The sequence below is a fragment of the Sinorhizobium chiapasense genome (assembly GCF_045277575.1).
Taxonomy (GTDB): domain Bacteria; phylum Pseudomonadota; class Alphaproteobacteria; order Rhizobiales; family Rhizobiaceae; genus Ensifer; species Ensifer chiapasense_A.
This window is the reverse complement of the sequence record NZ_CP144205.1, coordinates 1923524-1944388: the sequence shown is the minus strand read 5'-3', so window position 1 is coordinate 1944388 and position 20865 is coordinate 1923524. Positions and strand designations below refer to the sequence as shown.

Genomic DNA, 20865 nt, shown 5'->3' with positions numbered 1-20865 from the left:
GCGCGCAGAGCATAGCAAGTACAAGGATCAGATCGACCCCGCCGGTTCGGACGGGGTTTTTGCTTGCGCTCCGTCTCCGGTCCTTTGAAGGAGATGGAATTTCATGGAAACCACAGGTTCAACACGACCGTCGGCGCTTGGCGGTCTCTGGCTGCCGCTGATCACGCCCTTTCGTGACGGCGAACTCGATGAGCGCTCGTTGCGCCGGCTCGTAAGGCACTATGCCGGCGAGCCGATCGACGGTTTCATTCTCGGTGCGACCACGGGCGAGGGCATGGCGCTTGACGAGGCGGAATGCGAGCGGCTGGTTGCGGTCACGAATGAGGCGCTGTCTGCGACGGGCCGGTCCATGCCTGTCTATTTCGGCCTTTCCGGCAGCGATACGCTGAAGACGGTGAAGGCGCTTGCGCGTACCGAGGCGTGGAATGTCGCCGGCTATCTGATTGCCTGCCCCTATTACACAAGGCCGTCGCAGCGCGGGCTGTTCGCCCATTTCTCGGCGCTTGCCGATGCCACCCGCCGGCCGATCCTGATCTACAACATTCCGTACCGGACCGGCGTGAACCTCGGCAACGAGACGATGCTGCAACTGGCGGAACGGGAAAACATCGTCGGCGTCAAGGATTGTTCGGCGGATGCGACGCAATCCTTCGATCTGCTGCGCCACAAGCCCCGGGATTTCGCGGTGCTGACCGGCGAAGACCCGCTGTTCTACACGGCGCTGACGCAAGGGGCGGAAGGCGGGATTACGGCGTCCGCCCATGTGCAGACGGCAGCCTTCGCCGCTGTTCGCAACAGGCTGATATCAGGCGATCAGGCCGGCGCGCTTAGCGACTGGCAGCGTCTTGCCGATCTGCCCAGGCTGCTGTTTGCCGAGCCGAGCCCGGGGCCGATCAAGCACTGGCTCTGGCGTTCAGGGCTGATCGACAGCCCGGAAATGCGCCTGCCGATGGTGCCGGTGAGCGACGGGCTGGCAGCACGGATCGACCAGGCGATGGCGGCACACCGGCAGGGGTAGCCACGCCATCGGGCACGAGAGGGCCGATGGTCAGCGCCAGAAGCGCTTGGCGTCGATCACGTCGTCGAGCGCGTTCTGCGCCTGGTCGATCAGCCTGTCCTTGTCCGTGTGCACGACCAGCGTTTCGGCGTCCGGGTGATCGTCGAGGCCGATCTCGCCGAGCACCAGCGGCCCGGACACGAGATCGTTCAGCGTGCCGAGCCGGTCCTGCAATCCGGTCATGGCATCGATGAAGCGCTTGTGGCGCCGCGTGCCCCGCTTGTCGTCAAACAGCGCGGCAAAGAACTCGGCAGCATAGCGCAGCTTCTTCGCATCCTTGCGGGCCTCGTGCCGCTGCTCGTCGCTCACCTTGGCCAGCGCCCGGCCGTGCTTCTTCAGCTTCCGCCGCGCCCGGTCGAGAACGGCTTCGGCAAAATCGGTCACCGGCCGGTCGCGAAGCTCGGCGGGCGGCGTCGACAGGTAGTCGCCGCAGTGCAGCCATTGGTGGAGATCGAAAAGAAGGGCACGGCCGCGTGCGCCGTCGAGCGCCTCGAAGGCTTCGGCATAGCGGGCGGCCCGCGCCGTCTTCAAGTGGTCGCGCAGCTCCGGCTCCGGATCACGCGTCAGGAGAACGTCGACGTCGCGGGCCTTGCCGAGGACGCCGGTCAGCCATCTCAGCTCGTCCTTGATGCGCTGGCTCTCTTCGTCGCCAAGCAAATCCTTGTAGAGCGAGATGGCCGAGCGCAGGCGGCGAAGGGCAACGCGCGCCTGGTGCAGCGCCTCGGGGTTCCGGCGTTCACGCAGCACGTCCTCGTTCAGGCGGTAGTGGCGGAGACAGGCAAGCGCGATGGTGCGGAAGCTCTTCGTCACCCGCATCTCGCGGTCGAGTTCGACCGGCTCCGCCTTGAAGACGACCGGCTGGGCGTCGATCAGGCGGAAGCCGCGCTCGGCCTTGGAGAGAACGCCGAAGCGGATGGGAACGATCGCCTCGATGCGGCGGGCGAGGGTGAAAAGCGCCTTCGGGTCGCCATCCTTCAGCTCGAGTTCGATTTCGCCGACGGCGGTCTGGCGGCTGCCGGCGGTGACCATGCCGCGGTCGAGCACCACCTCGATCCTCGTGCCGTCCTGCTCGACCTCCCAGGTGCTGCGCTCGACCTCGACGGCAAAGTGCGGCTCCAGGTCATCGGGCTCCAGGTCAAACTCGGCGGCAAGCGGGGTGGTATGATCGACGACCGGCTCGTCGGCGGAAAGCGGCCGCTCCCATTCCGGACGGGCAAAGACCGAGGCGCCGGGGCCGGTCGCCTTGATCGTCTGGATGCGCGCCGCGCCGACCGTGCGGATGCGCAGCGTGAAGCCCGACTGGTAGAGATCACGGCCGCGGGTATCGAAATAGACGGACCGTTGCTGCTCTATGCGCGCCGGCTCCCCGAGGAGGTGGGACTCGGCGAAGCGGGCAAGATCTTCGGCAGAGAGCTCGAGCTTGAGTTCGATTTCCGTTTTCAAACCATCCTCCATGAGCGCTGCTGCATGCCTCCTTAAATCGAGCTCGATTTAAGGACAAAGACATGCAGCAAATCAAAGTGCTGCAGCGACCTTTGCGCGTCTCACAAGACGCGCGGCGCTGCAGGGCGATGTACCCAACCCCATTTGAGCACAATGGTTCATGGTTTGAATGACATGGATCATATCGAGGGTGCAGAGACGGAAAGTCGATCGGCCGGGTAAACGCGCTCGCGAGACGTGACTGGACTGACAAGGAAATCAGGCTCGACAACTGATTGGAGTGCCGCAATTCCAAACGGAAAACCGCTTCGCACTTTTCCTGGAATTGCTGTTGTAAAGCCGCAAATTCGGACGGAAAACCGCTTCGCACTTTTCCTGAATTTGCTCTAAGCTCCCGGCACTTCATGCCACGGAATTGATAAATGTCGCTTCGCCTTGCCACCTTCAACATCGAAAACCTGTTGAGCCGCTTCGATTTTTCCGGTTTTCGCAACCAGCTCAAACAGGACCGGGTGCTGAGGCTCTTCGATGTGAAGAGCGAGGCGGAATACCAGCGGCTGGAGGAGGCGCGCACCATCGCGCATACGGATGATACGCGGCAGATGTCTGCCTTGGCGATTGCCGATTGCGATGCGGACATCCTCTGCCTGCAGGAAGCCGACAACATGGCCTCGCTGCAGGCCTTCGAATACAACTATCTGTTCCGCATGGTCGGCAACGGCTACCGGCAGAAATACCTGATCGAGGGCAATGACTCGCGCGGGATCGACGTCGCGGTGCTGATGCGCGAGGAGACGCGCGACGGCCAGCCGATCGAGTGCCTGGACGTGAAGAGCCATGCGGGCCTGACCTATGAGGATCTCGACCTCTTCAACGACCAGATCGCGCTGACCAACCGGCCGTCCGACCGCATCTTCAAGCGCGATTGCCTGGAACTGGATCTCAGGATCGGCGGGCGGCCGCTGACGCTCTATGTCGTGCATTTCAAATCGATGGGGCCGGCGCGGGAAGGGCTCGACGGCCGGCAGGCGACGATGCCGCTGCGCGTGGCCGAGGCAAGCGCCGTGCGCCACATCATCGAAAGCCGCTTCGGCCGCGGGCGTACCGCCGACAAGATGTTCGCGATCTGCGGCGACATGAACGACTATCAGGAGAAGGTGAACATTCTCGGCGACCGGCGCAACGGCTACCAGTTCGTGCCGCAGGAGGAGGAGACGAGCTCGCTCGACGTCTTCAGCCATGACGGCTTCGTGGAAAACCCGATGCTGCGCCGGCCGGTGATGGACCGCTGGACGCTGTTTCACAGCCGCGGGCCACAGGAGCGCCATCTCTGCCAGCTCGACTATATCTGGCTGTCGCCGGCGCTGGCCAAGCGCAACCACGCCCAGGTGCCCGAGGTCATCCGCGGCGGCCAGCCCTTCCGCACGATCTTCCCGCCGGGGCTGGAGGTGGAGCGCTATCCGCGCACCGGCTGGGACCGGCCGAAGGCGTCGGACCATTGCCCCGTGGCCATTACGCTGGACGTGTGACCATGGGCGCTCTTGAAAGCAATACGGCTCTCTGGCCGCCCGAAGGCGTCATCATCCCGATCGACGACGTCGAAATCCGCGTCAACGGCGCGGCGCATCCGTTTCATCTTGGTGAGGTCGAGCGCGCGCAGCAGAACTGGCAACGGGAAATCGCGGCCAATCCGCATCTCTTCGATGGCCGCATGGTGCTGCAACGGGCGCTGAGGATCGAGGACGGGCGGATCCGCGGCGAGGGGCATGTCGTGCCCTATTCGACCTTTCTCTGGTGGCGGAAGACGCGGGCCGAGAGCGCCTTCCATCTCTTCGCCATGCCGGCGATCCTGTCTTCCGACGGTGCCTTGATCCTGGTGCGCATGGGGTCGCACACCGCCAATCCGGCCCGCGTCTACAGCCCTTCCGGCTCGCTGGAACCCGAGGATATCGTCGACGGGCGCTGCGACATTGCCGGCAACATCCGCCGCGAGGCGCTGGAGGAAACGGGCATCGATCTCGCGCTTGCGACAGTCGAGCCGGGCTATCACCTCTTGCATATGGACCGCGCCGTGACCGTCATCCGCGTCTACCGCTACCCGGAAACGGCGGCGGCGCTGGTTGCGCGCGTGGCGGCGCATATTGCCGCCGATCCCGAGCCGGAGATCGATGAGGCGATCGCGATTTTCGGTCCGGACCCGGGCGCCTACAACTATCCGCCGTTCATTCCACCCATTCTGGAGTGGCTGTTCGGGCGAGAAACGTCGCTGTGATTTTGAGTCAACGGGACGTGATATCCCTTTGTATTTACAAGCCTATAGTCTGCGTCGGCTGATGGGCGCCGGGTGCGCGCCGGCCGGAAGCAGCCAAGGGAAGAGGCGTCTTGGCACATCCGGGGTTAAAGAAATCGTGATCCGCGCCGAACTGTGTACCTTTGCTTTTAAGCCTTGCCGCACGCGTCACGACGCTGCAAAGTTTCGAGATATTCGCAAGGGGACATGAATGGCGCTGAGCTACGCGATCTACGACGTCTTCACCGACCGGCAACTCGAAGGCAATCCACTGGCTGTGGTCTTCGGCGCCGACTGGCTGGACGACGCGGCGATGCAGGCGATCGCGCAGGAATTCAACCTGTCGGAAACGGTGTTCATCCGCAGGCCCGGCGGCGCCGCGCATACGGCGAAGCTCCGCATCTTTACCCCCGGCCAGGAGCTGCCCTTTGCCGGACATCCGACGGTTGGCGCGGCGATCGCGATTGCCGAGGCGCAGCACGGCACGATCGAGGAGGGGATCGATCTCGTGCAGGTGCTGGAGGAGAAGGTGGGACCGGTGCGCTGCGCCGTCCGCCTCAAGCCCGGTGCCGCGAGCTTTGCCGAGTTCGACCTGCCGCGCAAGTCGGTGCGGCTCGATGCCCGCTTCGACCGGCAGGCGATCGCCGACGCCCTGAGCCTGAAACTCTCGCAGATCGGCTTCGAGAACCACGTACCTTCGTTCTGGAGTGCCGGCGCACCCTTCGTGATGGTGCCAGTGCACGATGTCGGGACGGTTTCCTCGATCGAGTTCGATTCGCTGCGCTGGGAACAACTGACGCCGATGGCCGAGGGGCGGCTGGCATCGGCTTACGTCTATTGCCGCGGCGGGGTGAACCACACGGCGCGCTTCCATGCCCGCAAGTTCGGGCCCGGCGCCGGCAGCCTCGAGGACCCGGCGACCGGCTCGGCCGTGGCGGCTCTCTCCGGCGCCATCCATTATTTCGACCAGTTCGTCGACGGTCATCACCCCGTGCTGGTCGAGCAAGGGGTGGAAATGGGACGGCCGTCCTTCATCCACCTGCATCTCGATATCACCGGCGGGGAGATCAGCAACGCCCGCATCGGCGGCCAGGCGGTGAAGATCGCCGCGGGCGAACTCTACGTCTGAGGCGTGGAGTCCTCATTAGAGGCGTGCAGTCGTTCGTCCAGGAAGTTTCAGCTTAATCAGTGCTTTAGGGGAAATTTGGTGGGTGATCACGGGCTCGAACCGTGGACCCGCTGATTAAGAGTCAGCTGCTCTACCAACTGAGCTAATCACCCATCCGCGACCGCTTCGGAGTGTCCCGTCGCTGTCGTGAGGGGGCGTATAAAGGCGTTCGATTGGCTTGTCCAGCGCCTTTGTGAAAATCTTTTGAAAAAATTTCGCCGGGCTGACGTGGCTCTGTGGAGAAGCTGTTATCCACCATCAGCGCGCGCATTCCCTTGGGGATCGACACCTCTTCTGCCTCTCACGGAGGGAAGACGCAATGCACTGGGACGCGCTCCGGAAACCGGGAGCTCAAAGCGCGAGCACTCAAAGAGGGCCGCCGATTTCGAACGCTCCGGCGGTTTTGGAAACGGGCCGTAATTTAAATGGCGACAGACAAGATTACCCCTTGAGTGTCATCGGGCCGTGCGCTAAAGCGACGCCACGGATGGGTGATTAGCTCAGTTGGTAGAGCAGCTGACTCTTAATCAGCGGGTCCACGGTTCGAGCCCGTGATCACCCACCAAATTTCTCCTAGAGCGCTGATTAAATTCCGTTAGTTTCGGAGCTCGTCAATTGACGAAGCGGGGGCTGATATTGGTGAGAAGCATCACCACCTTGTCTTCTATCGCCTGGCAGTTGCTTTCATAGACGACAGTCAGAGGCTCATCCGACATCGCGTGCTCTCTCAGTTCGTCACGCGTGATCACAGCGACGCCGTAAGCCGCCATCAGGTTGTTGAGCGCCAGGAACCTCAACTCTGAAATCTGTTTCCGGTGCCTTGGTAGTCGCAGCATGAGCCGTGCCCGACCGATCTTCTCGAAGTCCATCGTTTCACCTCGAATGCCCTGTGAGGTGTAGTGTCCCCCACAACCAGGCAGGTGGCAACAGACGGTGGCCGTGTTTCTTCAAGGGCTATGCCCTTTGGTGGCGAGGCTCGTTGCGAACCGGGCAGGGGCGCCGGGTCGCCAAAGCCATTGCCGGCGGGTCGGTGACGATGTCGAAGATCGAACCTGCGGTCACGGGTGCCGAAGAGCGGCAGCCCGGATGGTCCCCGGTTTCGCCGCGTGACGCATGACAGGGCCGCAACCACCACCTGTTGCTTCCGTGCAACAGCCGTTTCGTCATTCCGACAGTCTGCGATTGTGCTCTTGCCCGGAAAGTAAGCTTGTGTAATTTTCGCCAAATCGGAGCTCAAACCAGAGGAGGCATACGATGAATCATAATTTTGTGCAGATGCTCGCCTCTGGTGGAATGGCATGTTCGTCACGACGAGTGCGTCATAATTGTCTGGGTTACTTCGGCGCATAAGCGCGACCCGAGCTCTGCCTTTTCGTATTTTCCATTTTGACTTGATGTGACCGGTCCCCGGAACGCGATTCCGTGTCCGCGTGCATCTATAATCTAGAGGACCCGGCCGCTCGCGGCGGCGGGATCAATCATGCACGAATTGCAACTTACCTCCGCCGGCGCCTTGCCGGCGATCATGGACGACCTGTTTCGAACGTTCGGCTTCCGCCGCACGGTCGGCGCTTTCCTTGTTGCTGCCTGGAGGCGTCGCCGGACGCTCAACCAGCTCAGCCATCTCTCCGATCGCATGCTCCGCGATATCGGCGCGGAGGAAGCGGTGAAGAAGCCTGAGATAGCCGATATTTCGCTTTGGCAAATGCCGGTCGGCTATCCGGTTACCAGGCACAACTGAGGCCCGCTCTACAGCGCCGCGCGTCTGATCAGACGCGCAAAGGTCGCCGTAGCACTTTGATCTGCTGCATGTCTTTGTCCTTGAATCGAAGTCGATTGAAGGAGACATGCAGCAGCGGGCCTCGTGCCTGTCATCGATCAAGCCTGTCATCGATCAAGGCTCACGATTTGGGTTGTCCGGACCGGGGATCGTCCTGGTCCGGCACCGCCGTCGCCGATTGCCGTTCGGCGGCGAGCTTGGCGGCGCAGTTATGCCTTATCATCGCCGCGGCGAGGTTCGCGCGGCCGGTACCGGTCGCTTTGGCCTTCGCCGCCGCCATGTCCCTGCACCAGTTTGCGTCGAGAACCTCCTCCGGGATGTGCGGCATGCAGGACGACAGAAGCAGCAGCGAACAGAGGAAGACGGCGCGCATTCGGGGCTCCATGGGCGGGTGCCGGATTCATAGCATCGGCAAGCCGGAAGGGAAGGGCACCCATCCCGCAATCGTCAGAGATGGACGGGTGGCATCCGATGTTCAGAGAAATCGACCTGAAGTCGGCCTTTAGCAGCGACCTCGAGCGCGGCGCGGAGTTCGACTTCGATGACGACACCGGTCCCGAACGCGCCGCGCCGGATGACGTGTGCTTCCTGCTGCAACTGGACATCGGCACGAAGGAAGACTGCTGGGCGGAGTGTTTTTCCGTTTGGGTCGTCACCCCGAATAACAGACCTCGCAGAACCCCGGACACGCGATACATCGAGGTTCCGCGATATAGTTTCCCTGTACTTAGGGATCATGTGACCAAGGCGATCGCGGCTTGCCAGCGCGACAGCTGGGAAGAAAGCCTGAAAGAACTGCGCAAGCGCTTTCTTTGGGAATACGAACCCGGTCGCTCCCGATGAGGCACGGCACCTTTGGTGGCTTGCCAACAGGCGGCCGGCGCATGGCCGCTTGGCCGCGATAACGCCACAGCGTCTCGGCCGTCTTGTCTGATGCGACCACCCGCTGCCCGCCGGTGCGGCAGGGGTGGTCGCGTTTTTGGGCCGTTACTGGCTGGTAGACGGCTGCGTTGTTGACGGCTGCGTCGTGGACGGTTGGGTCGTCGACGGCTCTGTGGTCGACGGCTGAGTGGTCGAGGGCTGAGTCGTCGACTGGTCAGGCGTTGCCGGCTTTTGCTCGGTCGTCGAAGGCTGTGTCGTCGTCGTTGCCGGCGGGGTCTCGGTCGCTTGCTTGGCCCCCGGTTTCAGGAACACGACGCCAAGAACGATGAGCACGATCACAACCACGATGCCGATGACTGTGTTTCGATTCATGCAGGCTTCTCCTCAGGTTAAGTGCCTCAGAGCTGTAAATGGAGCGGTCGGTCGAATTATCAACGGCCAAGCTCGCGGGTCGGTTGAAAAACCAACGATGCGGCCGCGCGGCGATCGGGCGCCCGTTCGTCTCACTATCGGAGGCATTGCCGGATGCGGCGCAGGCTTTAGCGCTTGTCGCCGGCGGCGTCCTACAGCGCCGCGCGTCTTATGAGACGCGCAAAGGTCGCTGTAGCACTTTGATTTGCTGCATGTCTTTGTCCTTAAATCGAGGTCGATTTAAGGAGACATGCAGTAGGGCACGGGCGTGATGAAACCGAGCCGCAGCAATTGCTTCGAACCACCGAATTTCACCGAGGATTGGGAGAAGAGCTGCAGCGCGCCGGTGCTGGCGAGCGCTTGCGTCATCTTTGCGTAAGCGGCCGAACCATCGAAATATTGTCCGTCGGCAACGGCGTCCTCGAAGACCTTCTCGTAGTCGGCGAAGAACTTGAAATGCAGGAGGGCGCCGAGCACCGGGGAGAAGTTGCGCTGATAGGGCAGGGGCTGATGGATGCTGGCGCCGAAGCGGCAGTTCCCGTCCCAGAAGATCAGCGGATACTTGATCAGTTCCAGATCCGCGTCGAATTCGCGGTGGCGTGCGCCGCCCTTGACGGTGATGGCGCGCCGGGTCGTCGCCAGCGAATAGCCGCGGCTGTCGAAATGATCGGCGATTTCCCAGGGCGGGCGGGTTTTGAGCTGACTGACGTCCGCGGCGCCGAGATCGACCGGATACATGTCCAGCATCGGCGCCGGCAGCCGCGAAATCTTCAGATCCTCCAGCGCATGGATGACCGACCACAGCGTGCGGCTCTCGTACTCGTCGTAGATCAGGAATTCATCGGAATCGACGTTCACGTACCAGCGGTCGCCGCCATAGAGCTGAAACAGCACCTCCCGCCAGAGGCGGCCGCGCCGGGCTTCCCTGTAGCGCAGCGCAGACGCCCACAGGTCGACATCGGGCTGGCTCAGCAGATAGTCGCGCGTGCCATCGGTCGAGACGTCGTCGACGCAGATGAAGCGGGTAACGCCCAACGACCGGTAATGCGCGAGAAAGCCGGGCATCAGTTTGGCGTCGTTATGCGTGAGGAAAACCAGCGGAAGATCATCGGGATAGAGCGATGTCTGCCCGTGCGGGCTGACGCAGCGCAATTCGACGTCGCGGCTCGCCGACCGTTCGCGACGCTCGACCTTCGCCGATTCATACCAGGTGATCAGGCGATCGAACAGGTTCCGATCCGCGATCATCTCGGCGTCGGATTGATCCCTGAAAGGATAGGTAATGGCTTTCATTCCCATTCCGATATGTATTCTTCATGAATAATATAGCGGGGGCTTAGATCAAAAATGCCGGTGAAGCAAATGCGGACCGCCATCGTTCCGGCTGTCGCGGCCGGCGGTGCATCAGATGTCGAGAATATGCAAACCCTCTTACGCCGGGCGCAAAATCGTACTAACTGGCGGTGAGCAGATCCTTGGGACAGAGCATGAAACGCCTTCTTCGTTCGATTCGGAAGAAAATCCGCTATCTTACCAATGCGCGCACGATGACGATCGACGGCATTCGGCTGGTGTCCGACGGGGCGCGTGTTCCTGCCGTCGTGCGCGACCTGATGTACCGCGAGGTCTACGAGGACACGGAGCGCAACATCCTGCTTCGGCTGCTGAAGCCCGGCTCGAAGGTGCTGGAGGTCGGAACCGGCGTCGGCTTCATCGCGCTGCTTGCGGCAAGGACCTGCGGCGCTTCGAACGTGCTGACCTATGAGGCCAATGCGACGCTGGAGCCGCTGATCCGCGAGAACTTCCGGCTGAACGGCATCGAGCCCGCCTTGCGGCTCAAGGCGATGACGGCCGACGGGCGCAAGATCTCCTTCTTCCGCAGCGAGAACATCATTTCCTCCAGCGCCTATGACCGCCAGCTTCCGGGCGCTAAGGTGGAAATCGAAAGCGACATCTTTTCCGAGGTTCTCGGAACCTATCGTCCCGACGTGCTGATCATGGACGTCGAAGGCAGCGAGGACGAATTGCTGCGCGTCGCCGATTTCGGCTCGGTCAGGGATATCCTGGTGGAACTGCACCCGCATATCATCGGCGAGGCGAAGGTCGAGGAATTGAAGGCGATTCTCGCGGCCAAGGGCTTCCGCCAGGGCGAGACCGACCGCAAGACCTTCCATTTCCACCGGAATCGCGCTTGAAACCAGCCGATTTCCCACCCCGCCAACGCGACCGCGCAACTTTTTGGCGGGTCGTTTGTTACTCCTGCATTCATGTTCACTTCGCTAACCTTGGGGTCCACTCAACGGGTAGCGAGTGGAGGAGAAAGATATGACACACACAATCAGCAAGCTTCTGGCCATGGCCGTGATCGCTGTCGGCGCCGTTACCGCGCTGCCTTCGGTATCGCCGGCGCAGTCCCTGGACCTCTATATCGGCCCGCGCGGCGACGACGGCGATTATCGCGACTACCGCCGCTATGACGACGACGACGACTACTATAGACCGCGGCGCGGCTGCAGCCCCCGTCAGGCCATCCGCCGCGCCTATGGCTACGGCATGCGCGATCCGGAGATCGCCGGCATGAGCCGCAACCGGATCGTCGTCGAAGGCATCGGACGGCGTGGTGAATACGCCAGGATCGATCTCGCCAACCGCCGCGGTTGCCCGCGCATCCGCTAAGGCGCCTCCTTGTCGCGACCGCGCATCCACCGCGGTCGAGGCGCTGTCGGCGGCGGCGTGATGGCCGTGCCCGGGCCAGTGCCCGGTTCAGGGCGATGCGGGAAGTCTGCCGATCCCTTCGCCTGCGCAGGGGCAATGTGTTATAGCGTCCGCCGATGATCACTCCGGCCTCTTCGACATTCACGCCGCTCGGCGAGCGCGCCTGCGGCACCTGCACCCTTTGCTGCCGGCTGCCCGATATCGACGCGTTGGCCAAGCCGGCGAACGACTGGTGCCGGCATTGCATCGACGGTGAGGGGTGCCGGATCTACGAACAGCGGCCGCAGCTCTGCCGCGATTTCCTCTGCCTCTGGCGTACGGATGCGGCGCTGGGTGATGCCTGGGATCCGGCGCGCTCGCGCATGATGATCTATCGGCAGGGGCCGCAGATCACCGTCCTCGTCGATCCGGATTTTCCGGAGATCTGGAAGCAGGGGCCCTATGCCGAGACGCTGCGGCGCTGGGCGCGCGAGGGCGAAGGCGGGCAATATGTCATCGTCTTTGTCGGCGACGCCGTGTTCAAGGTCGATTGAGGTCAAGGTCGCCCAAATTCAGGGGCGGCTGAGTTCAAGGCCGACTGGCCTGCCGTCACAGGCGGCCGAAAAAGAGAGCCCCGCACGAGGGCGGGGCAAGCAGGCACCCAAAATGGCTCGGGGTGCGGGGAAGCGCAGTCCAGAAAGAACGTACTGCGCGGTACGGAAGCTAACGCGCATCCGCCCGCCGGGGGAAGGCCTGATTCGGCGATTCCGGTACGCTTGCCAAAATAAATCCCGAGACGGGGCGGGGCCGGCGGGGCAATCGCCGTCGCGCCCGCCGCGCCCGGTTTTGGTGAGGGCCGATTGACTTTGTCATGCTGCGCCGCATTTCCGTTCCTGGATGTCTCCTTGAATCGACCTCGATTTAAGGACGAAGACTTGCAGCGAATCAAAGTGCTACGGCGACCTTTGCGCGTCTGATGCGTCTGATAAGACGCGCGGCGCCGTAGGAGGAACCGACGGAGACGATGATGTCAAAGACGATGCTCATGGTCCTCTGCCTGGTGCTTCTTGCCGTGACCGCCTGTGGCAACACGGCCCGCGGTTTTCGCCAGGATAGTGTCGAGACCGGCCACGCACTCGACGACGCGACGCACCGGGTGCTGAAGTCGACCTCGAAGTAGGGCGCAATGCAGGAAAGGACACTTCCGCCTGTCCTGCATTGACCTTCCGCCTTCGAGCGGATTCGCGTGAAAGCGGAAAGATGCTCTGGAATCAAAGTGCCAGAGCGACCTTGGTGCGTTCGTCCGAAAGCACGGCGCTCCGGCCCGGCGTTATCGCGGCCGCAATGCGCTCGGCTGGGCAACCGTTTCGCCGCTGGAAAAGATCACGACGGCAAAGAGCAGCACGCCGATGAAGGCGACGATCGAGGCTGCGGCGACGATGGGTTCGATCTCGGGCCTGCCGGTGACCATCAGATAAAGCGAGGGAACGAGCACGGCGACGCCTGACGTGTAGACGTAATACTGGATCATCGCCAGCCGGCGCTCGGCCTTGGCCGGGTTGAGCGCATAGTAGATGCCGAAGATCGCCATCGTGACCCAGCCGAGCAGGTTCGTATGGGCGTGCGCCGGCGTGGCAGCGTGGTCCTGGCTGATGGCCATGTGCAGACCGATCGTCAGGCCGATGATCAGGAAAATGATTGCGGTCTTGAAATAAAGATGGGCAAGGCGCGGCATCGAATCTCTCCTCTTTGTGCTCCCCGCTCGCTTTATTAGCATTTTTGCAAATTAATGATGATTGCCAAATTTGGGTATTTTTGCTCCGTCGCAATTCCCGCGAGCGGATCTGGAGCGCCGTGTCTCTTATGAAACGCGTGGCGCTCCAGGAGGCCGCGCGGTTGCCGCGGCCAGTTCGGCGCGCTTGCGCCTGGCCATGTCGTTGAAAGCGGTGAGGTTGAGGCGCTGCAGATAGGCCGATATCGCGGCTTCCACGCCATGCTCGTTGCCGCCTTCGGCTTCCCAGAAGGCTTCCATGGCGGCGAAGAGGGCGGATTTGTCGAGCGTCGCGGTCATCCGAGATCGCAACCGAACTGCTGGCGGTGGTTGAGCGTGCCGTGCGCGGCCTGGCTATAGGGTGGCCGCTGCGCCGCGAAATCCGCGCACCATCGATCCCAGGCGTCGGAGGTGCGGACAAAGGCCGGCAGCCTGTGTTCCTCCTCGGGAGTCAGGTCGTAGCCGTCGAGCCAGGCGTCGGCGACCGTCTCGGTGACGTCCTCGCCGTGGAGCGCGTCGAGATCGAAGCGGATCAGCCTTGCGACATGCTCGCCATCATGCGTCCGAAGCCAGTCGGCAGCGGTCCTGTAGGTCGTGCCGAGGGTGTCGGTTTCCTCGCAAAAATAGCCGGCGCCGAGTGTCATGACGGCGAGAATGATCTCGCGTCCCTGAAGGAACGGCGCGGTGCCCCTCATGGCGTCCGCGATCAACACGTCAGGCATCCTTCACCTCGGTCCGTTCGAGGTGCGCTCAGGCGGCCCTTTCGGGTTGCCGTCGGTCCCTCCGGTTTCGTCATGGTGAGAATATAGGAAAAATCCTATTTGTCGGTCAATAGGAAAGGCACGGCCGGCAGGAATTTTCTTCGCGACCGCCGCGGCGAGTTGTCGATAGGTGATTATTTGTTCTTGTTTTGTTCGGATGATTGCGCCACCTTGGGGCCGCCATTCCAGGTGGCGGAAAGGAGCATGGGATGATCACCTATTTCGTCGTTCAGAGCTTCACGCTGGGGAGCCGCGGGGCGCTCATCGCCGACAATCCGGTGCAGGCAACCGGGGCCGAGCAGGCGGTGCGGCTGGCCGAAAGGCTGGCGGCAACCAAGGTGGGCGTCGTCGCCTTCAGCCGCTCGGGCGATCTTGCGACCGGGGAGTTCGAGGACGCCACGCTGCTCTTCATGTCGGGTGATCTGCCGATGGAGATCGAGGAGGGGATGGCGGCGTGAGGTGCCGCGGCGGTGGGCTCCGTGGTTACGAAGCCAAGCCGCCGTAGCACGGACGGCGCTATGATGTGTTGGTGTGTGGAGCGGTCCATTGGACCCCCTCAATATCGCCGTCTAGAGTGCCGTGCGTTCATATGAACGCTATGAACGCACAAAGGACACTCTAGCACTTTGATTCTAGAGTATCTTTCCGCTTTCAAGTGATACCACTTGAACAGGATGCTCTAGCCGGAAGGGCTATCCCACCCTCCGTCATCCTCGCCCTTGTGGCGGGGATCCAGCCACGCGAAGTCTTTCGCGTGAAGGAACTCTTTCGCGCCGTAGATACGGCGCTGCTGGATTCCTGTGACAAGCACAGGAATGAGGGTGGTTTTGACAGGCGCCGTATTTCCCGTCCCTGTCGGCGATTGGGGGGTGTCGGCCAGGTCCGGTCGCTTGTCGTTTTTCTCCTGTGCGATCATCGAGGTTCGCATCATTTGCCGGTGAACGACATAACGCCTTGAATAGGCGGGAATATTTCCGCTCTGGCCTGGTAGGCTACCGGGCGCTGTACTTGCCGACGACCCGGTGGCAGAAGGACCACTCGACCCGGCTCTCGGTGAATTCCAGGAAGGGGTTGTACTGCCGGAGCGTCCATTCGCGGTCGTTGAAGGAGACCAGCCGCTTGATGATCGCTTCGGCGTCGTTGGCGGGCGGCACGTGATAGAGCACCACGTCCTTGTCGCGCGCCGGCGGCAGATGCGGGTGGACGAGCGCCATGTCGCCGGGTTCATAGGCCGGGATCATCGAGCTGCCGGTGAGGTAGATGCCGTAGGCGCCCCGGACCCCTTCGAGTACCGAGGGGCGCTTGACATATTCGACCGCATCGAAGGTGACGATGACGTGGCCGTCGCCGCCCTGCGCGGCGGCGAAGATCGGCAGGTCGCGATGACCGACGAGCTGTTCGCCGGGCACGATCTGCGGTGCGAAGCCGGGCGCGCGCCTCGGGGACGCCTCGCCGGCGGCCGGTGCGCCCTGGATCAGATCGACGATCGTGCGGGCGTCGCGCTCGCGCAATTCCCGCGGCGTCTCGCGCTCCACGAACTGCTGGATATAGGCATGGTTCTTCGCGATCGCGATCGACAGATCCTTGTAGGTCGTCTTCTTCGCTTCGACTGCTTCCCGGATAAGGCGGCGCAATTCGTCCATGGCACTGGCATCCCAGATTCCGTTTCTGACGTCCAATAGGAAATTTCCTCTTGATGAATCTAGGAAATCCTACTACGAATAGGATGTCAACGGAAATGAGCGGGGTCCGCCCATCAGGGCGGCGGTAAGAAGATAACCGCATTGGCGCGCAAGCGCGATGGAATGGCCGTGCCGGACGGAGCGGCCAAACGCGAACGCATGGGAAAAGGCATGGTGCAGGACGGTCTCAAAAGGGTTGCAGGGCAGGGCGGACTTGCCCGGGAAAGCAAGGGCGATGGTGCCCCGCCGGTTTCGCTGCGGCCTCGTTGCGGCGCCGACGTTTCGGCAAGCGGCGGGGCAGTCGGGGCCGCATGCCGGCCGACCCGGCCGAGCGGGGAGTAGCGACCATGCGCATCACCGCGATCGTCGAAGCCTTGGTTCAGTCCGGTGCATCGCCGGAGATGATCCTTGGCGCCGTGCGCGCCGCCGAAGCCGGACAGCAATCGGAGATCGAGCGGCGGCGGGCCAGCGATCGCGAGCGGCAGCAGCGTCACAGGGCGCGCGTGACGTCACGCGATGTCACGGCGACCGGCGTCAACCCCCTCTCTGATAAAGAAAGCTCCCCCGCACCCCCTAAAGAAACTAACTCTCCCGACACGACTCCGGAAGGCGGCGGCGATCAACTCCGTCTTCACCGGCAGGAAGCCGATGCGGCGCGGGCCCCACGGGGCCAGCGCAGGGCCAGCCGGTTGCCGGCGAGCTTCGTGCCCGACTGGGACTTCGCCGCCGGGCTCGGTTTCGGATCGGCCGAGGCGGCGATCGAATTCGACAAGTTTCGCGACTACTGGACCGCCAAGTCCGGCCGCAACGCCACCAAGCTCGACTGGGCGGCGACGTGGCGGAACTGGATGCGCAATGCCGGCCGGCCGGCGCTTCCGCCCCGCGCCGCAGGCCGGCCGGGTGCGCGGAACCCGGCCGGTGACGCCGGACCGCCGCGACGCGGCTCTCGCCAGCAGGCCCCGCCGCACGAGACCGCCTTTGCCCGCCACCAGCGGGAATGCAGGCAAGCCATTGAAAACGAACTCAAAGGAAACCGAGACGATGACGCATTCGGAGATGATGACCTTGCCGGCGGAGGCCCGGCTTTCGACCTTGAGCCGGGAGATTACCGCGCTCACTGAACGGCTGGCGCCGGCCAGCGAAGCGGCGGTGTTGCGCAGCCTCGATGCGATGCAGACGGCCGGCATGACCATGCCGCAGGGGATCGAGCCGAAGAAGATCCTCGCCGTCTACCACTATGCGCTCGCCGGCGTGCCGGGCTGCGGGCTCGCGGCTGCGACGCAGAAGCTGATCCGCGGCGACTATGCTGCCAACGCCAACGTGCTGCTCGGCACGATCCCGAAGCCGCCGGTGCTGGCGGCGCTGGCAAGGGCTGAGGCGCTGAGCATGCGGGCGGAGCTTGCGCGCAAGCGCGAGACGGTCGCCGCGCTCGACAGCCTGAATGGCGGCCGTTCGGAGGCCAGTCGCGCCCGTGTTCGCGCGCGGCTCGAAGCGTTTCGCCAGACGCATAGAGCAGCCAAGGCCGCGAGCCAGACCGGAAGCACGCCGGCAACCAGGGAGATCCACCATGCAGCCTGAGGTAGCGGAATTGGCAACGGGTGAGGCGGTCACCGGCAGGGCCGCGGGCAATGGTGCGGCGACGGCGAGGGCGGTGCCCGGGGTGGACGGTGCCGCCGCCGATGGTGCCGCTGCCGCGGGCAGGGGGCGCCGCCAGCGCGGTGGACAGGAGCCCGGCGCCAGCACCCCGGGGAAGCGGCGGACGCCGGCGGGCGACACGACCGGACACGGGGCGGCGGGGCCGGGCGATGCGCATGCAGAGGGTTTGACCGGGATGGCCGTGGCCGGCGGCGAGGCGGCACCCGGCGCGACGCTTGAGGATCTCGCCGGCATCGTCGCAGTTCAGGTGCGGGCGCAGGCGCGGCGGATATCGGAGCTGGAACTGGCGCTCGCCGACGCCGAGGCGCGGCTTCTCTCGCAGGCGCGGGTGATTTGCGGGGCGGCGGATGCGGCGGGCGGCGATCTCTTCGGCCGACGGCCGGTGCGGGAGATTATCGAGGACGTGCTTAGCGCCTATCCCGGCATCACCTGGGAGGAGATCATCGGCGTCGGTCGCGAGCGGCGCCTGGTCGAGCCGCGCCATCGCTGCATGGCGGCCGTCTACGAGGAGCGCAAGGATCTGTCGCTGCCGGCGCTCGGCCGCATCTTCCGCCGCGACCATACGTCGGTGCTGCATGCGGTGAACAGGTGCGGCGCCAGCCGATGAGGCAACCTTCCGATCTTTAGCCGATCCTGCATCCACGCCGGGCCGGGCGAAACCGGCCGGCGGCCATGATGAGCGAATGAAACGAGGAAACGACACGATGACATCCAAGGCAGAACGCATCCGCATCAAGCGCGCCAGCCGGGCGGGCCGGCCACGCAAGGCCGATGTGGCGCGCTATCCCGGCGGGCAGATCAAGCACGGTGAGACCGAGCGGGAGGCGCGCTCCGTGGCGCTCGACGCGCGCAAGCGCATGCATTTTTCCGGCAGGCGCGACGTCGACGTGGCGAGCCCCTTTGCCGGCTACACGCTCGGCCGCATGTTCCTCGACGGCAAGCTGACGGCGCATGAGCGCGAGGCCGGAGACGAGTATGCCCGGCAGATGGCGCGCTATTACAGCCTCACGGGCATTCCCTTTCCGAGCGTCAGGGCGCAGTCGCTCTTCAGCGTCAAGGGCTTTGCCGGCGAGACCAGCGCCGAGCGCGCCAGGAGCGCCCGCCAGGCGGCGAACCGGATGATGGAACTGGAAGGCGTGCTTTTGAAACTCAAGGACGGACCGCAGGTGAAGACGACGGTCTTCAACGTCTGCATCATGGACTACGAGATGCTGCGCACCATGCCCGAACCGCAGCTTGCCTGGCTGAAACGCGGGCTGACCGAGCTGCACTGGCACCTGGGGCTGTCGCGGGAGAAGGAGGTGGGGTGAGGTGCCCTGCGTGCCCGGCGCCACGGCGACGTCTTTCTCCGCGCAGGTGGAGCGCCGAAGCCGGGTCCTGCGGGAGGTTTCCGCGAGGCAGGCAGCCTGGCGCCATCACCGACCTTGATCGGGCCAGTCGTCCAGCAAGGTGATGCCGAATTTCGACGATGCCGTGCGCAGTCGATCAAGCTGCTCGGGCGTCGGCGGTTCGGCCGCTTCGCCTGGCCGGCGTTCGCGGCCGGCCTCTTCCAGGAACCGGTCGAAGATCGCCGGTGTGCCGATCAAGATATAACGCGCCGGCCGTCGGCTGATATTGATCAATTGGTGCGGCACCCCGCGCATGAGAAAGATGCTCTGGCCAGCGGTCAGCCGGTGCGGGGTGCCGTCGATCACCGCCGTCATTTCGCCCTCGAGCATATAGACGGTTTCATCGTCGCCCTCATGTACGTGGATCGGTGTCCTACAGCGCCGCGCGTCTTATCAGACGCGCAAAGGTCGCTGTAGCACTTTGAAGTGCTGCATGTTTTTGTCCTTTAATCGGCTACGATTAAAGGAAACATGCAGTAGTATCGCCCCCGCTGACATTTTCAAACAGGCAGAACTGGCCGTTGGTCTGGCTGCCGGCGAGCAGGCGCTTCATGACGACGCCGGCGAGGATGAATTCTTTCGTTTCCATGCTGCTCATCGCAAACATCCTTTCGCACTCTTGCCGGGGCGGGCGGCCGCAGTTTGAAGACCTGCGGCACGCGGCTTACACATCTGAATTAAAAAGAAATTTCCGTTAATAGCATGATCGACCGCCGCCTCAGGAAGCGTTCGCCAGCTTTTCTTCGCGGGCGATGCGGGCGTCGAGGTCTTTCAGGCGATGCTTGAGGGCGGGGTTGTCGGGCTGCAGCGACAGTGCGTCCGTCAGCATGGCGCGCGCCGTCATCAGATTGCCGTCGCGGATGTGGCGGTTGGCGCGGTGATAGAGGAAGTTGATCCGCTCGACCAGCGAGAAGCCATGGCCGATGCGGGCATGGAGGCGATCGGCCAAGGCCGGGTGGCGGGCGATGGCCGTGACGGCGATCTGGTAGGGGCGCATGGGCGCGTCGACCCGGGCGTTGCGGGCAAGGGTGCGCAGGCCGGCGCGGTCGTCGGCGCGGCAGGCCTCGATGAGCGACAGCGCGCGGGCCGTGCCGGTGAAGGCCCGGACGGTGCCGTGGCCGGTCATGTGCACGGGGACAAGGTGCGTCTCCGCCTGCAACGCGGCGATCCGCTCCGCATGCCGACGGTCGACGGCGTGGAACGGATCGTAGAAGAGATAGGCGCGGCCGGCGGCATGATCGGGCGCGATGCCCATATTGGCGTGCAGGTCAGGCGCGAAATGGCGGCTAAAGCGGCCATCGAAAGGCACGGCCTGGGGATCGATGGAGAGCTGCGGGCAGAAGGCGATGGCCGTGGTGGCATTGAAGCGCCGGCGGTAGCGAAGGGCGGCATAGCCACCCTGGGAATGGCCGTAGAGGATGCGCTCGGGTGCTGCACGCAGGATCGGTGCCGCGGCCTCGACCGCCCTGACCACGCTTGCGGCCGGAAACCAGTTGGGACGGCGGCTGATGAAGCCGAGGGCGGCGATATCCGCTTTCTCGCAAAAGCGCTGGCCCCAGTAGCGGCTGCCGTTTGCCTGCATTTCCATTTCGTTGAAGGTGATCAAAAGGTAAGGCGAGGCGCCCGGGCGATGGATGACCTCGAGGTTTTCGTCCGCGTAGATGAGCAAAGTGGAGCTCCGAAGTATTTCGAGATTGAAAATAGTATAGTTGTAATTTCAACCCGAATTTATGCCCGCCGATAGTGGTGTCGACTATACTTCAATTTCTGCGCGGAATTCCAGATGCTGGAGGTTTCTTTGCGCGCTTATTTGAACGACCGCTTATCCCGTTCGCTCAGGGAGTAACCATATTTAGGGGGTTCGCATGACAGACCGTTGCCG

General features: G+C 63.4%; 28 protein-coding genes and 2 tRNA genes. 16 read left to right on the top strand and 14 right to left on the bottom strand.

Annotation, left to right across the window (positions count from 1 at the left end):
* The first annotated feature begins 103 nt into the window (after window positions 1-103).
* The gene (dapA, locus tag QM996_RS09495; protein ID WP_500270214.1) at window positions 104-1018 is read left to right on the top strand and encodes a 4-hydroxy-tetrahydrodipicolinate synthase family protein; all 915 of its coding nucleotides are present in this window, start codon (window positions 104-106) and stop codon (window positions 1016-1018) included.
* Window positions 1019-1048: 30 nt separating this feature from the next.
* On the opposite strand, the gene QM996_RS09490 is transcribed toward dapA, so the two are convergent.
* Window positions 1049-2500 carry a CYTH and CHAD domain-containing protein gene (locus QM996_RS09490; RefSeq protein WP_500270213.1) on the bottom strand — a complete coding sequence of 484 codons (1452 nt, stop codon included), beginning with the start codon at window positions 2498-2500 and terminating at the stop codon, window positions 1049-1051.
* Between the two features lie 422 nt (window positions 2501-2922).
* Between QM996_RS09490 and QM996_RS09485 the strand changes: the two genes are divergently transcribed.
* The 3 genes from QM996_RS09485 (at window position 2923) to QM996_RS09475 (ending at window position 5919) form a co-directional block, all read left to right on the top strand.
* Entirely contained in the window at window positions 2923-4029 is a 1107-nt protein-coding gene (locus QM996_RS09485) for an endonuclease/exonuclease/phosphatase family protein (protein WP_500270212.1), read from the top strand.
* Between the two features lie 2 nt (window positions 4030-4031).
* Window positions 4032-4772, top strand: a complete 741-nt coding sequence (locus QM996_RS09480; RefSeq protein ID WP_500270211.1) for an NUDIX hydrolase — start codon at window positions 4032-4034, stop codon at window positions 4770-4772.
* Between the two features lie 229 nt (window positions 4773-5001).
* Window positions 5002-5919 carry a PhzF family phenazine biosynthesis protein gene (locus QM996_RS09475; RefSeq protein WP_500270210.1) on the top strand — a complete coding sequence of 306 codons (918 nt, stop codon included), beginning with the start codon at window positions 5002-5004 and terminating at the stop codon, window positions 5917-5919.
* A gap of 76 nt (window positions 5920-5995) precedes the next feature.
* Here QM996_RS09475 and QM996_RS09470 read toward each other — a convergent pair.
* A tRNA-Lys gene (locus tag QM996_RS09470) sits at window positions 5996-6071 on the bottom strand.
* 376 nt (window positions 6072-6447) lie between these two features.
* Between QM996_RS09470 and QM996_RS09465 the strand changes: the two genes are divergently transcribed.
* Window positions 6448-6523 (top strand) — tRNA-Lys (locus tag QM996_RS09465).
* Between the two features lie 46 nt (window positions 6524-6569).
* On the opposite strand, the gene QM996_RS09460 is transcribed toward QM996_RS09465, so the two are convergent.
* Entirely contained in the window at window positions 6570-6827 is a 258-nt protein-coding gene (locus QM996_RS09460; RefSeq protein WP_500270209.1) for a hypothetical protein, read from the bottom strand.
* 611 nt (window positions 6828-7438) lie between these two features.
* On the opposite strand from QM996_RS09460, the gene QM996_RS09455 reads away from it, so the two are divergent.
* Window positions 7439-7699 (top strand): DUF1127 domain-containing protein, encoded by a 261-nt coding sequence (locus QM996_RS09455; RefSeq protein WP_500270208.1) that lies wholly within the window; start codon window positions 7439-7441, stop codon window positions 7697-7699.
* 160 nt (window positions 7700-7859) lie between these two features.
* Here the strand turns inward: QM996_RS09455 and QM996_RS09450 are convergent, their stop codons facing one another.
* Window positions 7860-8111 carry a hypothetical protein gene (locus QM996_RS09450; RefSeq protein WP_500270207.1) on the bottom strand — a complete coding sequence of 84 codons (252 nt, stop codon included), beginning with the start codon at window positions 8109-8111 and terminating at the stop codon, window positions 7860-7862.
* A 98-nt stretch (window positions 8112-8209) separates the two neighbouring features.
* On the opposite strand from QM996_RS09450, the gene QM996_RS09445 reads away from it, so the two are divergent.
* Entirely contained in the window at window positions 8210-8581 is a 372-nt protein-coding gene (locus tag QM996_RS09445) for an Imm8 family immunity protein (protein ID WP_500270206.1), read from the top strand.
* A 144-nt stretch (window positions 8582-8725) separates the two neighbouring features.
* Here the strand turns inward: QM996_RS09445 and QM996_RS09440 are convergent, their stop codons facing one another.
* Together QM996_RS09440 and QM996_RS09435 are read right to left on the bottom strand one after the other, a co-directional pair.
* Window positions 8726-8992 (bottom strand): dynamin, encoded by a 267-nt coding sequence (locus QM996_RS09440; RefSeq protein ID WP_500270205.1) that lies wholly within the window; start codon window positions 8990-8992, stop codon window positions 8726-8728.
* 279 nt (window positions 8993-9271) lie between these two features.
* Window positions 9272-10249: a glycosyltransferase family 2 protein gene (locus QM996_RS09435; protein WP_500270280.1), complete on the bottom strand. Its 978-nt coding sequence runs from the start codon at window positions 10247-10249 to the stop codon at window positions 9272-9274.
* A 269-nt stretch (window positions 10250-10518) separates the two neighbouring features.
* Here QM996_RS09435 and QM996_RS09430 point away from each other — a divergent pair, with 269 nt between their 5' ends.
* The 4 genes from QM996_RS09430 (at window position 10519) to QM996_RS09415 (ending at window position 12905) form a co-directional block, all read left to right on the top strand.
* On the top strand, window positions 10519-11226 hold the full coding sequence (locus QM996_RS09430; protein WP_500270204.1) for an FkbM family methyltransferase: 708 nt from the start codon (window positions 10519-10521) through the stop codon (window positions 11224-11226).
* A 130-nt stretch (window positions 11227-11356) separates the two neighbouring features.
* The gene (locus tag QM996_RS09425; protein ID WP_500270203.1) at window positions 11357-11707 is read left to right on the top strand and encodes a hypothetical protein; all 351 of its coding nucleotides are present in this window, start codon (window positions 11357-11359) and stop codon (window positions 11705-11707) included.
* 155 nt (window positions 11708-11862) lie between these two features.
* Window positions 11863-12279: a hypothetical protein gene (locus QM996_RS09420; RefSeq protein ID WP_500270202.1), complete on the top strand. Its 417-nt coding sequence runs from the start codon at window positions 11863-11865 to the stop codon at window positions 12277-12279.
* 470 nt (window positions 12280-12749) lie between these two features.
* Complete coding sequence (locus QM996_RS09415; protein WP_500270201.1) at window positions 12750-12905, top strand: entericidin; 156 nt, start codon at window positions 12750-12752, stop codon at window positions 12903-12905.
* A 150-nt stretch (window positions 12906-13055) separates the two neighbouring features.
* Here QM996_RS09415 and QM996_RS09410 read toward each other — a convergent pair whose 3' ends face one another.
* From QM996_RS09410 to QM996_RS09400, 3 genes are all read right to left on the bottom strand, one after another.
* Entirely contained in the window at window positions 13056-13460 is a 405-nt protein-coding gene (locus QM996_RS09410; protein WP_500270200.1) for a hypothetical protein, read from the bottom strand.
* A gap of 126 nt (window positions 13461-13586) precedes the next feature.
* On the bottom strand, window positions 13587-13796 hold the full coding sequence (locus QM996_RS09405; RefSeq protein ID WP_500270199.1) for a hypothetical protein: 210 nt from the start codon (window positions 13794-13796) through the stop codon (window positions 13587-13589).
* Window positions 13793-14209: a hypothetical protein gene (locus tag QM996_RS09400; RefSeq protein WP_500270198.1), complete on the bottom strand. Its 417-nt coding sequence runs from the start codon at window positions 14207-14209 to the stop codon at window positions 13793-13795. The genes QM996_RS09405 and QM996_RS09400 overlap by 4 nt, the downstream gene beginning before the upstream one ends.
* Window positions 14210-14466: 257 nt before the next feature.
* Here QM996_RS09400 and QM996_RS09395 point away from each other — a divergent pair, with 257 nt between their 5' ends.
* Window positions 14467-14715: a hypothetical protein gene (locus QM996_RS09395; protein ID WP_500270197.1), complete on the top strand. Its 249-nt coding sequence runs from the start codon at window positions 14467-14469 to the stop codon at window positions 14713-14715.
* Window positions 14716-14936: 221 nt separating this feature from the next.
* On the opposite strand, the gene QM996_RS09390 is transcribed toward QM996_RS09395, so the two are convergent.
* A complete protein-coding gene (locus QM996_RS09390; protein WP_500270196.1) occupies window positions 14937-15173 on the bottom strand; it encodes a hypothetical protein in 237 nt (78 codons plus the stop codon).
* Between the two features lie 76 nt (window positions 15174-15249).
* Window positions 15250-15900, bottom strand: coding sequence for a S24 family peptidase (locus QM996_RS09385; RefSeq protein ID WP_500270195.1), 651 nt, complete (start codon window positions 15898-15900; stop codon window positions 15250-15252).
* Between the two features lie 386 nt (window positions 15901-16286).
* On the opposite strand from QM996_RS09385, the gene QM996_RS09380 reads away from it, so the two are divergent.
* The 4 genes from QM996_RS09380 (at window position 16287) to QM996_RS09365 (ending at window position 18905) form a co-directional block, all read left to right on the top strand.
* The gene (locus QM996_RS09380) at window positions 16287-17060 is read left to right on the top strand and encodes a hypothetical protein (RefSeq protein WP_500270194.1); all 774 of its coding nucleotides are present in this window, start codon (window positions 16287-16289) and stop codon (window positions 17058-17060) included.
* The gene (locus tag QM996_RS09375) at window positions 16981-17517 is read left to right on the top strand and encodes a hypothetical protein (protein ID WP_500270193.1); all 537 of its coding nucleotides are present in this window, start codon (window positions 16981-16983) and stop codon (window positions 17515-17517) included. Before QM996_RS09380 ends, QM996_RS09375 begins: the two co-directional genes overlap by 80 nt.
* Entirely contained in the window at window positions 17507-18202 is a 696-nt protein-coding gene (locus QM996_RS09370) for a helix-turn-helix domain-containing protein (protein ID WP_500270192.1), read from the top strand. The genes QM996_RS09375 and QM996_RS09370 overlap by 11 nt, the downstream gene beginning before the upstream one ends.
* A 97-nt stretch (window positions 18203-18299) precedes the next feature.
* On the top strand, window positions 18300-18905 hold the full coding sequence (locus tag QM996_RS09365) for a hypothetical protein (protein ID WP_500270191.1): 606 nt from the start codon (window positions 18300-18302) through the stop codon (window positions 18903-18905).
* Window positions 18906-19010: 105 nt separating this feature from the next.
* On the opposite strand, the gene QM996_RS09360 is transcribed toward QM996_RS09365, so the two are convergent.
* The 3 genes from QM996_RS09360 to QM996_RS09350 form a co-directional block, all read right to left on the bottom strand.
* The gene (locus QM996_RS09360; protein WP_500270190.1) at window positions 19011-19313 is read right to left on the bottom strand and encodes a cupin domain-containing protein; all 303 of its coding nucleotides are present in this window, start codon (window positions 19311-19313) and stop codon (window positions 19011-19013) included.
* 130 nt (window positions 19314-19443) lie between these two features.
* The gene (locus QM996_RS09355) at window positions 19444-19581 is read right to left on the bottom strand and encodes a hypothetical protein (protein WP_500270189.1); all 138 of its coding nucleotides are present in this window, start codon (window positions 19579-19581) and stop codon (window positions 19444-19446) included.
* A 120-nt stretch (window positions 19582-19701) separates the two neighbouring features.
* Window positions 19702-20652 carry a hypothetical protein gene (locus tag QM996_RS09350; protein WP_500270188.1) on the bottom strand — a complete coding sequence of 317 codons (951 nt, stop codon included), beginning with the start codon at window positions 20650-20652 and terminating at the stop codon, window positions 19702-19704.
* Window positions 20653-20865: the final 213 nt, after the last annotated feature.

Coding starts and splice junctions, on each gene's coding strand:
- QM996_RS09370 (WP_500270192.1), top strand. CDS start 17,507: ATGCAGCCTGAGGTAGCGGAATTGGCAACGGGTGAGGCGGTCACCGGC.
- QM996_RS09460 (WP_500270209.1), bottom strand. CDS start 6,827: ATGGACTTCGAGAAGATCGGTCGGGCACGGCTCATGCTGCGACTACCA.
- QM996_RS09360 (WP_500270190.1), bottom strand. CDS start 19,313: ATGCTCGAGGGCGAAATGACGGCGGTGATCGACGGCACCCCGCACCGG.
- QM996_RS09410 (WP_500270200.1), bottom strand. CDS start 13,460: ATGCCGCGCCTTGCCCATCTTTATTTCAAGACCGCAATCATTTTCCTG.
- QM996_RS09425 (WP_500270203.1), top strand. CDS start 11,357: ATGACACACACAATCAGCAAGCTTCTGGCCATGGCCGTGATCGCTGTC.
- QM996_RS09475 (WP_500270210.1), top strand. CDS start 5,002: ATGGCGCTGAGCTACGCGATCTACGACGTCTTCACCGACCGGCAACTC.
- dapA (WP_500270214.1), top strand. CDS start 104: ATGGAAACCACAGGTTCAACACGACCGTCGGCGCTTGGCGGTCTCTGG.
- QM996_RS09375 (WP_500270193.1), top strand. CDS start 16,981: ATGACGCATTCGGAGATGATGACCTTGCCGGCGGAGGCCCGGCTTTCG.
- QM996_RS09430 (WP_500270204.1), top strand. CDS start 10,519: ATGAAACGCCTTCTTCGTTCGATTCGGAAGAAAATCCGCTATCTTACC.
- QM996_RS09365 (WP_500270191.1), top strand. CDS start 18,300: ATGACATCCAAGGCAGAACGCATCCGCATCAAGCGCGCCAGCCGGGCG.
- QM996_RS09480 (WP_500270211.1), top strand. CDS start 4,032: ATGGGCGCTCTTGAAAGCAATACGGCTCTCTGGCCGCCCGAAGGCGTC.
- QM996_RS09420 (WP_500270202.1), top strand. CDS start 11,863: ATGATCACTCCGGCCTCTTCGACATTCACGCCGCTCGGCGAGCGCGCC.
- QM996_RS09380 (WP_500270194.1), top strand. CDS start 16,287: ATGCGCATCACCGCGATCGTCGAAGCCTTGGTTCAGTCCGGTGCATCG.
- QM996_RS09450 (WP_500270207.1), bottom strand. CDS start 8,111: ATGCGCGCCGTCTTCCTCTGTTCGCTGCTGCTTCTGTCGTCCTGCATG.
- QM996_RS09390 (WP_500270196.1), bottom strand. CDS start 15,173: ATGATCGCACAGGAGAAAAACGACAAGCGACCGGACCTGGCCGACACC.
- QM996_RS09485 (WP_500270212.1), top strand. CDS start 2,923: ATGTCGCTTCGCCTTGCCACCTTCAACATCGAAAACCTGTTGAGCCGC.
- QM996_RS09440 (WP_500270205.1), bottom strand. CDS start 8,992: ATGAATCGAAACACAGTCATCGGCATCGTGGTTGTGATCGTGCTCATC.
- QM996_RS09395 (WP_500270197.1), top strand. CDS start 14,467: ATGATCACCTATTTCGTCGTTCAGAGCTTCACGCTGGGGAGCCGCGGG.
- QM996_RS09355 (WP_500270189.1), bottom strand. CDS start 19,581: ATGAGCAGCATGGAAACGAAAGAATTCATCCTCGCCGGCGTCGTCATG.
- QM996_RS09405 (WP_500270199.1), bottom strand. CDS start 13,796: ATGACCGCGACGCTCGACAAATCCGCCCTCTTCGCCGCCATGGAAGCC.
- QM996_RS09445 (WP_500270206.1), top strand. CDS start 8,210: ATGTTCAGAGAAATCGACCTGAAGTCGGCCTTTAGCAGCGACCTCGAG.
- QM996_RS09415 (WP_500270201.1), top strand. CDS start 12,750: ATGATGTCAAAGACGATGCTCATGGTCCTCTGCCTGGTGCTTCTTGCC.
- QM996_RS09385 (WP_500270195.1), bottom strand. CDS start 15,900: ATGGACGAATTGCGCCGCCTTATCCGGGAAGCAGTCGAAGCGAAGAAG.
- QM996_RS09455 (WP_500270208.1), top strand. CDS start 7,439: ATGCACGAATTGCAACTTACCTCCGCCGGCGCCTTGCCGGCGATCATG.